We start from the raw sequence: 15,957 nt of genomic DNA, 5'->3' as shown, positions 1-15,957 counted from the left end.
AAAGTGGAATCCCCCAAGTCTCATGCATAACCTTTTATTAACCTGATCCCATTTCTGATCAGGCTCCTTAAACAGAACTAGAGTTATGACAAAGCAAGAGCCAGCTTTGGTTTAGTTTGTTTTAGCTAAAGTCATTCCGATCGATTCAGCCCTATGGCTTGACATTCCATCAGGTAAATTTATTGATAAAATATTGAGAAACTAACGACATTAATCATCAGAAACTGAGCTAAGCTGATTTCACCAAAGTTCACATAACTTTAAGATCCAGTTAAATACTATCCAGGGATAAGATTGTGGCAAACGATCAGCATTTGAAATTAATTGGCAAGGGTGTAACAGCCTGGAATCAGTGGTTTGAGAAAAATGGCTCGATTCAAGCTGATCTGAGCGAGGCTTGTTTAATCGGCGTTACTTTGACCAGAATTGAGCTATTAAACGCTGAACTGAGCCGCATCGATCTCAGTCGGGCTGATTTGAGTGAGTCAAACCTGAAAAGAGCTAACCTCACCGAAGCAGTATTAGTTGGCGCAGACCTGATCAGTATTAATTTGGGCAGAGCCACCTTAACTGAGGCCAACTTGAATCGAGCTAATCTAATTGGTGCGAATCTCAGTGGTGCAATCCTGGTGGAAGCAGACTTAGCCCGTTGCGATCTGCGGGTATCGAATCTAACCAAGGCAGATTTAATGGGTGCAAACCTGAGCGGTGCAGATTTGAGCGTGGCAAATCTGAGTGGAGCCAACCTGAGCCAGGTTGATTTGAGTAAAGCTACACTCGTCGAGGCAAATTTAAAGGATGCCAAGCTCAGTGTGGCTAGTTTTAATGGGGCTAATTTAACGGGTGCCAGCCTCGCCAAATTAGATCTCAGTGGCTTGGATCTCAGCGATGCCAATTTTAGTGGCGCAGACCTACGCGGAGCTAATCTGAGTGGTGCTAACTTAAATGGGGCGGATTTAAGTCGCGCCAATTTGAGCCGTGCCAACCTCAGCCGTGCCAACCTCAGCCGCACCAATTTTGTTCGTACTGAATTAAATGAGGCAAATCTCAGCGAAGCCAGCTTAAGCGGTTCGAACTTGAGCCGAGCCGATCTCAGTCGCGCCAATCTGATCAAGGCAGATTTACATGGCGCAAATCTAAGTATGTCCAAGTTGGCCGGAGCCTATTTGGTGCGAGCTAATTTATTGGGTACAAATTTAATTTCCGCCGATCTGACTAGGGCAGTTTTAATTGAGGCCGATTTATTCCGTGCCAACTTAACCGAAGCCAATTTGAGCCGCGCTGACTTAAATCGAGCGAATTTGACCGAAGCCAGTTTTATTGAGGCCAATTTGATCAGTGCAAATCTATGTGGCACCGACTTAACTAGAGCCAATTTGACCGGGGTATATGCGATCGACGCAGAGATAGTGGGCGCGATCTTGATCAAAACCAATCTAAGTGAAGCAAGTTTAGCCGGGGCTAATTTTGTCAGAGCCAACTTGAGTCGTGCTATTTTGAGTGGTGCTTCCCTAAGTGAGGCAAATCTGGGTCGAGCCAACTTGTATGGGGCGAACATGAGCGAAGCCAACTTGAGTGGTGCAAATTTGGAAAATGCAGATTTATCCAGGGCTCAGGCGATCGCCACCAATTTTACCTCCACCAAGCTCAACGGCGTTTGTGTCCAGGATTGGCAGATTAATAGCGCCACCCAATTTGATGATATTAACTGTGAATATATCTATCTTAAAAGCAATGGCAAGGAACGGTATCCAGCCGCAGGCCAAATGATTGAGGGCGAGCTAAAACAATTACTCCAGAACAAACTCTGCAATCGCGCCTGAGGACGACATAAGGGATTCTAGGCATAGCTATGTTAGAGCTATGTTAGTCTACATTAACTTATTTTATTTCTTAACCGCGGAATGTGGGTTTAAATTGTTCAAGTGCTACTTTCCTACTCTACTTTCCTACTTTGGTAAGCGATCGTTGCCTGGCTAGTTTTTGCTTGTGGTGATCGTGCTGATTGCCAGAGCCAGACAGCAAATCATGCAGCAACGTATAAAAACAGGGAATGATAAACAGGGTTAGCAATGTTGCCAACGATAATCCTGAAAACACTACTACGCCAAGCGGTTGAATAAATTCTGCACCCTCACCAATCCCCAACGCCAGTGGAAATAACCCCAACACAGTAGTAATTGTAGTCATCAAAATCGGTCGCAATCGCCTGGGTGCAGCGATCAAAATTGCCGTTTGCCGATCGCATTTTTGCTGATCTCTAATTTGATTGGCCAACTCCACCAGCACGATCGCATTATTCACTACAATCCCTACTAGTAACACTGCCCCTACTACCACCGTCGCACCGATCGCAGTTTCAGTGAGATACAAACCCAAGATGCCCCCTGCCAGTGCCAGTGGGATCGTCAGAATGATTACCAACGGATCAATCAGGGAATTGTATTGCACCGCCATCACTACAAACACCAGGAAAGCTGCTAACGCTCCCAGGATAATCAACGAATTCTGCAATTGCTGATTTGTTTCCCCCACACTACTGGGCAGAATGTTTACGCCAGCGGGCAGGTCTAATGGCGTAATCGCAGCATTGGTTTGGGCGATCGCCTCACTCAAACTAGCTCCCTCATTCAGATTGCCAATGATGATAAACACCTCACGCTGATTGATGCGCTGGATTTCACCCGGTGCTTGTCCTTTATCAATTTTGGCCACATCCGCCACCCGCACCAGTTGATTATTGCTGGTAAAAAGGGGGATTTGCTCAAGCTGATAATTCTGAGTAATTCGGCTTTGATCCAGTTGCACCCTCACATCCACCAGGCGATCGCCCCGTTGTAGTTGGGTTGGCACAGTGCCAGAGATCGCCGTTTCGATCGTTCTACCCACGTCCTCAGTGGTTAGCCCCAAAGCCTCTAGGCGCTCCCAATCTGGCTTGATTTGCACCTCTGGCTGGCGCGGATCGGAGTCGGGTCGAAATCTAGCAGCATTCACCTGCTCATCTAAAGCCGCCATAACCTGACGACCTGCCTGTTCCAAAGCCTCCTCATTGCTGCCTTGCAAAGTTACATCCAAATCAGAACCAAAGGTGGGTGAATTGGATGTAATCAAACCACGCACCCGGCCTGGACTCAGCCGCACCCGAATATCAACCAGATTGAGCTTAGCGATCTGGCGATTGACCTGCTCAATATAAGCAGCCACATTGGTATTCGGTGTAAGCGTAATTGTGCTGGAACTACGCAGGGTATTCAATGAGGTAGAACTACCAAACAGAAAACCGCCCGATGTAGTAAATGCAAATTCGGTTTCGGGCTGCTGCAAAATTACATCGTCTACTAATTTAGTCACCTGGCGATTGGTGGCCAGGGTTGTACCCGGTGGAAACTGGATAAATGCTCTTGCTTGGCCAGTGTTCACTGGTGGCAAAATTTCCTGGGACAGTTGCCCAGCCAGGAAGAAGCTACTACCACCCAGGACAATAAAGGCGATCGCCAACACCACTAGCCGATGCTGTAATACTTTTGCCAAGGTTCTGCCATAACCTGCCGTGGCCGCCTCGAAGCGTTGATTGAACTGCTGCAATAGCCAGAAGCGATCGATGTTGCTGGCAAAAGGCAGCGTGAGCAATCGGGAAGCAAACGCAGGCACAATCGTAATCGCGGTTACGATCGAAGCTGCCACCGCAAAGCTGATCGTCAGGATCAACTCATTGAACAGCAACGCAATAAATCCACCAATTAGCAAAAACGGCAACACCACCACCAGGTTGGTACTGGTTGAGGCCACCAGCGCAGATTCTACTTCCTGGCTGCTCTGCTCGGCCTGGGCGATCACTGCGGCGCTGCGATCGTGATGATGGAGGTTATTTTGGGCATGGCCATTGCCATTAGAATCATCAGCACCATTAGCAATATTTATTTCAGCGCCATTTTCGCCATTCAATTTAGACTTTTGGGCGCTGACTCCAGCGACAATATTTTCCAGCATCACGATCGAGTTATCGACCACGATCCCCACGCCCAAGGCCAAACCACCCAGACTAAATAGATTTAATGAGAGGCCAAATGCCCCCATCAAAATCATTGCTGTTAACACCGACATGGGAATCGCAATTAAAATAATTAACGTCTGTCGTAATGAGCCCAGAAACAGCAACACGGCGATCGCTGCCAAGGCTGTGCCCAACAAGCCCGCATTAGTGACATTGCCGATCGAGGCGCGAATAAACTCGGACTCATCCAGGGTGGACGTAAGTACCGCATCAATGGGGATTACATTCGCCTGTCTTAGTTCTTCGATTTTACGTTTAACTGCATCCACCACCTCGATCGTGTTGGCATCGGGTTGTTTCTGGATGCTTACTTTGACTGCATTTTCACCATTTAGTTTTACGGTGATGCGCTCCTTTTCAGTGCCATCAATCACTTCGGCAAAGTCACGCAGATAGACCCGCCGACTCTGGTTTGTAACTGGATTAGAATTGCTGGAATTACCAGAATTAACCTCAAAGGAGAGATTAGCGATCTCTGTGGCTGATTCAAACTGACCGATCGTGCGGGTAAGTGGTTCATTTTGAGTGCCTTCGATCCGACCGCCAGAAATGTCCTGATTGCGATCGCTGAGGGCAGCTAACACATCGGACAAACTAATCCCCAGAGCTTGCAATCGCTGCATATCCAGATTAACCCGCACCTCTTCGCTTACGCCACCGGACACATCGACCGAAGCTACCCCCTTGACGATCGTAAGTTCTCGCCCCAGTTCTTCGTCTGCAAACACCCGCAATTCCACTGGTGAGAGCTTTGGCGAGGTCAAGGCAAATTCATAGACCGGCAGTTGGGAGGGGTCAAATTTAAATAATCGGGCGTTTTCCACCGTGTCGGGGAGGCGGGAGCGATTGCGATTGAAGGCTGCGGTGGCATCATTAAGCGCCTGATCGATGTTGCTACCTGGTTCAAAGAACAGATCGACCCGGACTCTGCCTTCGCGGGTGCTAGAAAATATTTGGGTCACGCCTTCGGTGGCGGCGAGGGCTTGCTCTAGGGGTCGGGTGATTTCATCAACGGCAACTTCGGGTGAGATCCCTGGTGCATCTAGCCTTGCGCCAATCCTCGGATAGGTGATCGATGGCAGCAGGTCTACTTGCAGTTGGGTGAGCGAGAAGATGCCCACCACCACCACGGCGATCGCTAGCATTAAAGTACCAATGTGACGACGGATCGCCACTGTGCTGATGCTGAATCGGCTACTTGAACTATTCTTCGTGGTTGGTTGAGCTAATTGCGGCTCTCTCATTCACCCTAGCCTCATGGTGTTTGTATTATTGATGCTTGGTTAATTACGTTTCTATTTTGGGATTCAGTTTATTGACGAGGACTTGGGGACTAGATTTGTTTAACTATTAACTATTCTGTGACAAGGCGCTTAAAACCACCCGATCGCCATCCTTCAGCGGTTTTGCACTCCGCACCACATACCTTTCATCCCGATCCAGGCCAGAAATAATCTCCACCCGACCATCACCGCGATCGCCCACCTGGACTTGCTTGGCCACCACCGTTGCCCCATCACCCGTTTCATTCAGCACAAACACCTGCGCCATGCTGGGATCTTGATTGATATTGTTATTGGCAGCGCGATCGCCAGGATTAGTAGGTTTATTAGAATTAGTAGGTTTATTAGAATTATTAGGACTACCAGCAACATCATCACCTATCGCCAGCGCCGAGAGCGGCAACACCACCCTTTGATCACCAGGATCAGTAAAACTAACCCTGGCCAGCAACCCACTACCGATCGGTTGGTCGGGGTTATTGGCGATCGTAATTTCCACTGGCAACAGCCGCGAAGTGGGATCAGCCGCCAACGAGATCCGATTTACCCTGCCTTCAATCTGGCGATCGTCATAGGCATCCAGCCGTACCATCACGGTTTGATTGACTTGAATCTGGCTTAGCTCCAGTTCCGACACCAGCACCACCACCTTAACCTCGCTAAAATCACCAATTCTAATTACCTCATCCCCTGCCCGTAGTAAATTACCCGGCTCGGCAATCTGCTCCAGCACAAACCCATTCAGGGGAACAATCAGGCTAGTAAAGGAAAGCTGTTCTTGTTCCTGGGCAAGCACCGCCTGTTGGGCAGCTACCCGTTGTCTGGCAGCAACAACCTGGTTCTGGCGCGATCGCACCTGTTCCTGAGCCGAGCGTAAAACCTGCGCTGCGGTTTCGGCCTCAGTTTGGGCTAGTTCAGCCTGCTGCGTAGTGCTAGCACCCGATTCAGCTAGATCTTGCAATCGCTTTGCGTCAACTTGCGCCTGTTGTAATCTAATCCGCGATTGCTCCACCAGAGTTTTGGCCGTATTCACCTCGGTAATTGCCTGGGCTACCTCCGCTTCCAAAACTGCCACCTCTGCCCTGGCTTCTAAGACAGTGGCCTGTAAAACTGCATCATCCTGTTGACCCACGATCTGCCCCTGGGTGAGCCGATCGCCAATGTCGGCATTCAGGCTGAGCAAACGCCCTTCCACCCGCGATCGCAATAGCACCTCTCGCACCGGCGCAGTGGTGCCCGTATATTCCAGGCCGGGACGCAATGAACCAGTGGCCGCGATCGCCACATCCACCGCGATCGGTCTATTTTGATCTGCTGCGCCTGGGTTAGGTCTACCCCGCCCCTGCGGCTGAGCTTGACTGGCTCTGTCGGGGCTGGAGCCGCAACCACTAACCACCCCTACCAATAACAGGCTACTAAGACAGCCAACCAAAACTAAATTACGCTGAATTGGTTTCATACCTTGACCACGCTACCTAACCTGAATATCAAACTAAATATGTATATAAAATCTTGAATTGGCTTTTAACCAAATACTAAATAGTTGTAATAGTTGTTTATGCCTGACTTAGTTTTATTACAGTGTTTTATTACAGTCACAATGGCGATCGACTGAACTTATGAACTTATGAACTTATGTTGCTCTGCTTAATTAATATGATTACCAATTGAACTAATTAATAATTAATCAAGTGAACGAATTAATCAAAAGAATACAAATTGAATAGTTTAAACTTTGCAATTCTGCCCTTGCCGACAACCGATCGGATAGGCTGATTGATAGGTGCGATCGCGTTTGCCAAAGATTGCATAGCGATTGTCACGAACTTGTTCATAGGTACGATCGCCCAGCCACTTCATCCCCGGTAGCGATCGATAGGCAGCTACAAATACCGCTCCAGCGGGTAAGAGTCTGCCGATCTCCTCAGCGGCATCGCTACCCTGCCAGCGTTGATCAGGGAAATTTGCATTGATTAAAATCATACCCATTTCGCAATCCGCTGCGGAAATACCAAAGCTAGCCAGGGTTTCTAGATCCTGCATCGGCGCATAGGTGAATTTCTGGCCGCGATCGAGTTTTTCGAGCATTTGCACCAGGCTCACGCAAAGGTTGCAATTACCGTCATAGATCACTTTATATCTGCTTTGGGGCTGGTTTTGATTTGGGGCTTCCGGTTCCGACTTAGTGCTGGGTTTATTGATTTTATTGGTAGGGCTGACTTTAGTCATGGGGCGATCGCTTCTGTATTAATGATTCAGGATATATTGCCTAGATTGACGGTGGTAACTATGTTCTAGTTACTTCAGGTTGGTTCTATAAGCTGCGATCGGGGAACTTATCAGGTTTAGACTGCGATTGTGATGAATCGGTTCAATCTAAAATTTGCAACCTTAATTTCTTTGGCTGGTTTGCTTATGCAAAAATTTCGATCGAGCTGGTCTAAGCACAGCTATGTCAATATTTGTAGCAAGTCCATAAATAGCTACTACTAGTTTATAAAGGAAATATTAAATAAACCAATCCACCAATAGGGACAGGTTTGATCGGTCGTATTTAAATTATGCGGGGATCTTATGCATACCAATAGATTCGGCTTCCAGGGGCTTGGCCTAAACATCAGCCCAAAAGTTAACGAGGCCACCGATCGCCTGGTGTTAGCGTTTTAGCTGTAGTGGGCGATCGCCCGATCGATGAAACTTTGCCAGGTTGGGATCGGCTCCCAGACTTTATTTAAATCCTGTTGGGCAACCTGGGGCTCAACCCCTTGCTTGAGGGTGCGATAGAGATAGGTAAACGCAGAAACGCGCATATTCAAGGCGCAATGCACCAATACTTTCTCGTCCTGGTGGGCGGCCATCACCTCAAAAAAATATTCCAAATCCGCCATTGCTGGATTTTCCCATTCCACCGGAATATGCACATATTCCATCTCCAGATCGGCGATAATCTCCGCCTCATTCTCGATCGCATTGGTAGATGTTTTCAGCGCCAAATTGATAATTGTGTCATAGCCAGCCGCCGCGATCGCCTTGAATTGCTCGATCGTGGGCTGTCCTGCGGTGCTCAAGTGGTCGGAAATGGGCACAAAGTTGGTGATTTGATTTAATTCTGAATTGGTGGGCATAGTTTTAAGTAGGAGCAATAACAATTCAAATGATCGATCTGATGCTTGATAAGGCGGATATGCGGCATCGCATTAATTCAAGATTTGGGCTATAGATTGAATGATTTGGCTGAATGGAGCTTTAAGCCAGGCTGTTTGTCGCAATATTTTGTATGTTGCTGATTGGAAAAACTACTAACCCCCAATTTGTGACATGGTACGACGATAGGTAGATTGATCGCCTACACCGCGATCGCGCTCTTTGAAATTAATTGCTTCTTTGTCGATTAATAACTGCCTCACCTGGGCTCTAATCTGGGTGAAATCTGGCTCCGATTCTCGTAGTAAAGATTTAAGATCGATCTGCCCCGATTCATTCAGCAAACAAGGTCGCAGCCAGCCATCGGCCGAGAGGCGAATTCGATTACAGCGATCGCAAAAACATTCCGACATTTGACTAATAAACCCTAGCGTCCCTTTGGCATTGGGAATTTGAAACACATCCGCTGGGCCGTTGCCTTTGCAGTTACTTTCGAATAGGCCATAGCGATCGCTAATTTGCTCGCGTAAAGTAGCGGAATCAATCCAACCAACGCTGTCAAACAAAGGGGAATTACCGATCGGCATGAATTCAATGAAGCGAATATGCCAGGCACGATCGATACTCAATGCCGCCAAATCCAGCACCTCACGATCGTTTACGCCGGGAATCACCACCACATTTAGTTTAAGCGGATCAAAACCCACTGCATAGGCAGCTAAAATACCTTGCCATACCTGTTGCCAGCGATCGCGCCCGGTAATTTGCTTAAATATGCCTGCATCCAGGGAATCAAGACTAATATTAATCCGGCGTAGACCCGCATCATAGAGCGGTTGTGCCATTGTGGGCAGCAAATAACCATTGGTGGTCATGGAGAGATCCTGGAGCCCCGGCAAATTGGCGATCGATTCTACTAACTCGGTCAGGTTCTTGCGCAGCAATGGTTCACCACCCGTGAGCCGAAATTTAGAAAAGCCCAGTGGCATAAATACCTCACCCAAGAGTGCAACTAGCTCGTCATTGCTGAGCAGTTGTTGGGATTGAATATAGTCAAATTCTGCCTCTTCGGGCATACAGTAGGTACAGCGGAAGTTGCAGCGATCGATCAGGCTAATGCGCAGGTAGTCAACTGGATTCACGGTTAGGTATGGGGTTTGACCCGAATAATTGAAGTAATTGAAATGGTGGGTACTAATTACTAATTCATTACTAATTCAATCATAACTGCCGTAACTGAGGTTGTAGATCTAACCCAATAGATCCAACGTAGGGCGGAAGGCTTGGCCAGTGCTTCTATGTTAGAAATGAACAAATGAAATGCGCAGTTTCGATCGCTACTAAAAATATTCGATCGGTATTAGTAGAGCAGGGTAATTATTTAGATTACGAATTTGCCCATTACCATTTAATTTTTTGAATTTCTAATTTGATCTATTAACCATCAACTTAATCTCAACACCAACCAAATGATCGCCCCCACCAGTTCCATCAGCGTAGCTCCAAATATCGACAAACAAGCCTGGCAATGGCGTGGCCACCGCATTTTCTATAGCGTCAATGGGAATAGCAATAATGTGCCGATCGTGTTGGTGCATGGGTTTGGCGCTTCGATCGGCCATTGGCGGAAAAATATTCCAGCGTTGGCGGCGGCTGGTTATCAGGTTTTTGCGATCGATCTACTGGGGTTTGGTGCGGCCGACAAGCCGGAGTTAGATTATTCCCTGGAGTTGTGGCAGGAACTATTACAAGATTTCTGGCAAGAGAAAATTAATCAACCGGCTGTGTTCATTGGTAATTCGATCGGCGCATTACTGTGCTTAATGGTGCTGGCCGATCATCCTGAAATGGCCAGGGCGGGAGTTTTGCTCAATTCGGCAGGTGGTCTGAATCATCGCCCGGAAGAACTAAATCCGGTGTTTGGCTTGATCATGGGTACCTTTACCAGGCTGGTTAGTTCGCGCCGATTGGGGCAGTTTATTTTTAATCGGGTACGCCAAAAGCAGCGGATTCGCGGTACCCTCAAACAGGTCTATCGCAATCATGAGGCAATTAGTGATGAGCTGGTAGAAATGCTACATCAGCCCTCTTGTGATCCTGGCGCTCAAAAAGTATTTGCTTCAATTTTGACAGCCCCACCTGGCCCCAAGCCTGACGAATTGTTGCCGAAAATTGACAGGCCATTGTTGGTACTCTGGGGCGATCGAGATCCCTGGACACCCATTTCTGGTGCTACGATCTATCAGCAATATAGCGAAACCAAAGCGATCAAGTTTATGCCGATCGCCAATACTGGCCACTGCCCCCACGATGAGCGTCCAGAATTGGTGAACCCGCTGATCGTTGATTGGCTGAGTAATATCTAAAAAATCAGAAATCAGATTTGCTCTGGTTTGTTGAGTGTGACCGAGATAACTGCCAGGTTATCTAGACTAAAGCATCATGTTGAGCAATAGTAATAATGGAAGCAGGTTTTCCTGGCTCCGGCTACTATTTGATCTGGCATTTTTATCTGGCATTGATGGTTGATGTCATGGCCTTAGACCAATGGATTAATTAGACGTTCAGAAACTGATTCAGCCTCAGTAAACAACTTTTAGTCAAAATTTCCGGAACTATAAACCCTGGTCTGCGACTACTTAAGTTAATAGTGTTAATAGTTAACCTGATCTGCAACTATTACTCTGTCGGTTCAAATCCGGTTAAATAATAATTAAATAATAATAATCAAAAAAGTGTAACTATTGCGCTTTTCATATTTTTACTGCTGCCTAAACACTTAATATGGCAACGATTAATGGCGATCGATTCTGCAAATTCCCCCACCGTAAAAGTTGGTATTCTTAACTCTTTGAGCGATTCGATTGCAGAGTTGCCGATGCGAGATGCGGCATTGCTAGCGATCGCCGAGATCAATGCTGGTGGTGGCGTACTTGGTAAAGCAATTGAACCAGTGATCAGGGATAGCAGTGCTGAGCCAACCAAATTTACTGAACAAGTAAGCCAATTGATCCATCACGATCGGGTGGTGGCAATTTTTAGTGGTGGTTCTTCGCAAACCCGCAAGGCCGTAATTCCATTAATTGATCAAGCCGATTGTTCCTTTTGGTATCCATTTGCCTATGAAGGACTAGAGCAAAGTCAGCATGTTTTTTATACTGGGTCTTGTGCCAACCAATTGTTAGAGCCTGCGCTTAAATGGCTCTTTGACCAACAATTAACCCAAACCGAAGATAAAAGTATTTTTTTGCTCGGTGACAATACTATTTTTTCGCGTACCACTAGTAACATCCTCAAAGCACTGCTCCAAGAATATAATCAAACCCTGGCTGGTGAGGTTTATGTTTTGCCCTGGGGAACCGCTCACATTGATTTTGCCGCGATCGCCCAGCAAGTTAAACAGAGTAAGGCGACAGTTGTTTTCAATCTGATGAGTAGTTTTAATACGATCGATTTTTATAGCCAGTATAGCCAAACTGGGGTTGAGGCTAGTGATTTCACCATCATTTCGCTGAATTTAACTGAAGCTGAGTTACAACAAATTGACCCAATTGTAGCGATCGGCCATTATGGCTGTAGCAGCTACTTCCAGCGTCTTGATAGCAAAGAGAATCAACAGTTTGTCCAGAATTTCCAGGCTCATTATGGTGCCGATCGAGTTACCTCTGCGCCGATCGAAACTGCCTATACCCAGATCTATCTATGGAAGCTAGCCGCTGAAGTGGTGGGCTCATTTGCCCCCGAACAGATTGTTATGGCCAGCCAAAACATAGACTTTCCGGCTCCCAGCGGCATGATCAAATTTGCCACCGATCGACACACTCATAAATCATGTCGGATTGGTTTAGTTGAACCAGATGGGCAGCTCAAATTAGTATATGAAAGCGATCGGCAAATTGAACCACAACCCTGGTTAGGGGTAACAAATACCTCATCATCTTTGATTACTAATTTATTGGCTCAATTTAGCCAGACTAGTGCAACTCACCAGAATCAACCCGCAAGCACTCAAACCGAGGCTACCTATGCCAGGGAACTTCCTCTCTATACAGCTCAACCCTCTGCTAGTGGTAATGAAGAGGAAATTGATCTCTTAACTTTGCTGGCAATCATAGATGAGGTGATTCTGGTGTTCGATCGGCAGGGCTATTGTCTTCAGATTGCTCCTACGGATCCTAGTTATCTGGTAGATCACCACCAATCGCAAATAGGCAAGAGTGTATATGAAGTGCTGCCCCATAAACAGGCAGAGATGTATCACCGCTTTATTCAGATTGCCCTCGATCGTCAAACCACCCAGGAAATAGAATATTACCTATACATTAACGAACAGAAAACCTGGTTCTTTGCGCGGGTTTCGCCAATTTCAGCAAATCGGGTAGCCTGGATTGTGCGGAATATTACTGATTATAAACATGCAGAAACAGAACTACATAAAATTACGGCTGATCTAGAGACAGAAGTCTCTAAACGCACTCAGGAGCTAGTTACGACCAATAAAAGTCTGCAATCGCAAATTGCCGATCGTCAGCATGCCGAGGCCGAGCTAAGGGCATTGTTTAGGGCAATCACCGATGTAATTCTGGTTCTAGATCATGAAGGTCGGTATCTAGAAGTTGCTCCCACCAATCCAGATGTTTTATACCTGGCTCCAGAAGAGATGCTTGGTCGCACCATTTATGAAGTGATGCCAAAGCATAAGGCCGATGAATTAATGGCCTATGTTAGAAAAGCATTGCGTTCCCAGCAGACTATTCCAGTTGAGTACAGTCTAGAAATTAATGATCAGGAGATCTGGTTTGCGGCCAGTATTTCACCTATGCTTGAGAACCAGGTGGTTTGGGTGGCTCGTGATATTACTGACAGGAAGCAATCGGAAGTCATGCTCAAAAATGCCAAGGAGGCGATCGAAAAAACCTATAAAGCCCGCAATGTATTTCTGTCTACAATGAGCCATGAATTGCGCACTCCGTTGAATGCAATTATTGGCTATACGGAAGTTTTGCAGGAAGAAGTGGTGGAATGGGGACATGAAGAAATTGTTGAAGACTTAGAAAGGATTCGCACTTCGGGTAAGCATCTGTTGAATTTGATCAATGACATTCTGGATATCAGTCGGATCGAAGCGGGACGAGTGTCTTTATATTTAGAGGATTTTGACGTACGCTTGCTTGTTGATGAACTCGCCTCTAGTATTCAGATGCAGGCGAAAAAAAATAATAACAAAGTTGTGGTTAGTTGCGCACCTGATTTAACCGATATGTATGGCGATCTGACAAAGATCAGGCAATGCATTTATAACCTTCTCAGTAATGCCTGTAAGTTTACCCACGATGGGGAAATTACGCTCTCGGTCTATGGGTTAACTGAGCCGATCGCAGAGCCAGCAAGGGATAGTTTTGGTGAGTTGCTAACAACTTTGCAAGTTTCCCAAACTAATATGCAAGTTGAGCCTAAAGCCCCAGCTTCTTCAGCGTCTTCAGATTCTCAATTAGAATTGCCACAGGAACATCATGGCGATCGCTACTTGATTTTCTCCGTAAGCGATAATGGTATTGGCATTGAACCGGAGCGATTGCCAGAACTATTTGCTCCCTTCACCCAAGCAGATAATTCAATTACCCGTAAGTATGGTGGCACTGGCTTGGGGCTGGCAATCACTAACAAAATTTGTCAGTTTTTAGGCGGTAAGATCACGGTCAAAAGTGAGCTTGGCCAAGGTTCTACCTTCACAATCCAGCTACCAGAAAAATTTAACAGTTCAGAGCTTGAACCTGGTCGTAGTAGCTTTCTATAGCAGATTAGGACAAATCTCGCTCTCATATTTTGGACCAAACCTAGAAGCAAGGATGGGAACGCGGCGGTGGTCTCTTGAGTAGCCATGCGTTATCTGGATCTCTACTGACTCTGCTGCTTCCTCATCTACTAAATAATCACCATGCACATAGTTAGTGTAAAGTTGAACATAGCTAATTAAAATCGTGGTACGTTCTTAAACTTCGATTCTAATTCTTCTTTCGATAGAGGTTTCGCTCCCTCGCCGCAAGTTCGTGGTGAGGGAAATATTTTCGTTGGGTTGGCGATGTTTTTGGGATCGAACGATCGCCTTACCCACTGCATTGTTTCCAAGTCAGCCTCACTGAACATTTCTGGCATATAACAGCGCTTATCGGAACCAATTCCATGTTCGCCAGAGATACTACCACCCACGGCCACGCATAGCTTCAGGATTTCACCACCCAGTTCCTCAACCCGTTCCAATTGCCCAGGCACAGAGTTATCATACAAAATCAGCGGATGCAGATTACCATCACCAGCATGGAATACATTTGCTACATAATGTCCGTACTTCTCACCCAGGTTAGCGATCTCCTTGAGCACGTAAGGTAACTTGGTGCGCGGGATTACTCCATCCTGTACATAATAGTCGGGGCTGAGTTTCCCCATTGCCGCGAACGCTGCCTTGCGACCTTTCCATAAAATATTTCGCTCTGCTGGATCGGTCGCCGAAACTAAATTCCGAGCGCCATTCTTATAACAAATTGCTTCCAATTGTTTGGCATTCTCGGCCACTTCGATCGCCATTCCATCCAGTTCCACCAGCAGGATCGCCGCCGCATCACGGGGATAGCAGTTGGTAGCCACCACATCCTCAACCGCATTGATGCTCATATTATCCATCATCTCTATGCCACCAGGAATGATGCCAGCCCCAGTGATATCTGATACCGTAGCTCCCGCTGCTTCCACACTATCAAAATCAGCCAGGAAAACCTGGATCTTTTCTGCCGCCTTGAGAATTCTTAAGGTGACTTCCGTGACAATTCCCAATGTACCTTCCGAACCTACTAAAATACCAGGCAAATCATAGCCAGGCATTTCTGGGATTTTGCCCCCAATATTAACAATCTCACCGTTGGGCAATACTACTTTCAAGCCCAAGACATGATTGGTGGTTACGCCATATTTAAGACAATGTACGCCACCGGAGTTCTCCGCCACATTCCCTCCGATCGAGCAAATGATTTGACTGGAAGGATCGGGGGCATAATAAAACCCAGCACCACTCACGGCCTGGGTCACCCAATTATTAATCACTCCTGGTTGCACCACGACCCGCTGATTAGCTAGATCTACATCCAGGATTTGCTTTAGCCTTGCCGTCACAATCAACACCGAATCAGCTAGCGGCAATGCGCCACCAGATAATCCTGTCCCGGCTCCCCTGGCCACAAATGGTACTTGATAACGATCGCATACCTTCACCACTGCCGCGACTTCTGCGGTATCTTTTGGTAATACCACCAGGGCGGGTTGTTGCTTATAACTGGTTAATCCATCGCACTCATAGGCAATCAACTCTTCCTGGGTGCGCACCACATAACGATCGCCAACAATTTGGGCAAACTGCTGGGCTAGCGATCGCCAATCCTGAGCATTTTGAGCATTTTGATTAGCCAGGTCGGAGGTAAGCAT

Annotated in this window: 9 protein-coding genes; 3 read left to right on the top strand and 6 right to left on the bottom strand. The window is 46.9% G+C overall.

Annotated features, from left to right (window positions below; translation table 11 throughout):
• The first annotated feature begins 296 nt into the window (after positions 1–296).
• A complete protein-coding gene (locus PSE7367_RS20710; RefSeq protein WP_015166572.1) occupies positions 297–1,823 on the top strand; it encodes a pentapeptide repeat-containing protein in 1,527 nt (508 codons plus the stop codon).
• A 118-nt stretch (positions 1,824–1,941) separates the two neighbouring features.
• On the opposite strand, the gene PSE7367_RS16960 is transcribed toward PSE7367_RS20710, so the two are convergent.
• From PSE7367_RS16960 to moaA, 5 genes are all read right to left on the bottom strand, one after another.
• Positions 1,942–5,298 carry an efflux RND transporter permease subunit gene (locus PSE7367_RS16960; RefSeq protein WP_015166571.1) on the bottom strand — a complete coding sequence of 1,119 codons (3,357 nt, stop codon included), beginning with the start codon at positions 5,296–5,298 and terminating at the stop codon, positions 1,942–1,944.
• Positions 5,299–5,404: 106 nt separating this feature from the next.
• Entirely contained in the window at positions 5,405–6,796 is a 1,392-nt protein-coding gene (locus PSE7367_RS16955; RefSeq protein ID WP_015166570.1) for an efflux RND transporter periplasmic adaptor subunit, read from the bottom strand.
• A gap of 269 nt (positions 6,797–7,065) precedes the next feature.
• Positions 7,066–7,566: a thiol-disulfide oxidoreductase DCC family protein gene (locus PSE7367_RS16950; RefSeq protein ID WP_015166569.1), complete on the bottom strand. Its 501-nt coding sequence runs from the start codon at positions 7,564–7,566 to the stop codon at positions 7,066–7,068.
• 434 nt (positions 7,567–8,000) lie between these two features.
• Entirely contained in the window at positions 8,001–8,462 is a 462-nt protein-coding gene (locus PSE7367_RS16945) for a protein tyrosine phosphatase family protein (protein ID WP_015166568.1), read from the bottom strand.
• Between the two features lie 174 nt (positions 8,463–8,636).
• A complete protein-coding gene (gene moaA / locus PSE7367_RS16940; RefSeq protein WP_015166567.1) occupies positions 8,637–9,623 on the bottom strand; it encodes a GTP 3',8-cyclase MoaA in 987 nt (328 codons plus the stop codon).
• A gap of 327 nt (positions 9,624–9,950) precedes the next feature.
• Here moaA and PSE7367_RS16935 point away from each other — a divergent pair, with 327 nt between their 5' ends.
• Positions 9,951–10,847 (top strand): alpha/beta fold hydrolase, encoded by an 897-nt coding sequence (locus PSE7367_RS16935; RefSeq protein WP_015166566.1) that lies wholly within the window; start codon positions 9,951–9,953, stop codon positions 10,845–10,847.
• Between the two features lie 431 nt (positions 10,848–11,278).
• Positions 11,279–14,278 carry a transporter substrate-binding protein gene (locus tag PSE7367_RS20705; RefSeq protein ID WP_015166564.1) on the top strand — a complete coding sequence of 1,000 codons (3,000 nt, stop codon included), beginning with the start codon at positions 11,279–11,281 and terminating at the stop codon, positions 14,276–14,278.
• 176 nt (positions 14,279–14,454) lie between these two features.
• Here PSE7367_RS20705 and glcD read toward each other — a convergent pair whose 3' ends face one another.
• Positions 14,455–15,957, bottom strand: a complete 1,503-nt coding sequence (gene glcD / locus PSE7367_RS16920) for a glycolate oxidase subunit GlcD (RefSeq protein ID WP_015166563.1) — start codon at positions 15,955–15,957, stop codon at positions 14,455–14,457.

Source organism: Pseudanabaena sp. PCC 7367, assembly GCF_000317065.1.
GTDB lineage: Bacteria > Cyanobacteriota > Cyanobacteriia > Pseudanabaenales > Pseudanabaenaceae > Thalassoporum > Thalassoporum mexicanum.
This window is presented reverse-complemented; position numbering and strand designations above follow the sequence as displayed.

Bases quoted from the DNA above. Each gene is read 5' to 3' on its own strand.
- PSE7367_RS16960 (WP_015166571.1), bottom strand. From the start codon at position 5,298: ATGAGAGAGCCGCAATTAGCTCAACCAACCACGAAGAATAGTTCAAGT.
- PSE7367_RS16950 (WP_015166569.1), bottom strand. From the start codon at position 7,566: ATGACTAAAGTCAGCCCTACCAATAAAATCAATAAACCCAGCACTAAG.
- PSE7367_RS16935 (WP_015166566.1), top strand. From the start codon at position 9,951: ATGATCGCCCCCACCAGTTCCATCAGCGTAGCTCCAAATATCGACAAA.
- PSE7367_RS16955 (WP_015166570.1), bottom strand. From the start codon at position 6,796: ATGAAACCAATTCAGCGTAATTTAGTTTTGGTTGGCTGTCTTAGTAGC.
- glcD (WP_015166563.1), bottom strand. From the start codon at position 15,957: ATGCTTACCTCCGACCTGGCTAATCAAAATGCTCAAAATGCTCAGGAT.
- PSE7367_RS20705 (WP_015166564.1), top strand. From the start codon at position 11,279: ATGGCGATCGATTCTGCAAATTCCCCCACCGTAAAAGTTGGTATTCTT.
- PSE7367_RS16945 (WP_015166568.1), bottom strand. From the start codon at position 8,462: ATGCCCACCAATTCAGAATTAAATCAAATCACCAACTTTGTGCCCATT.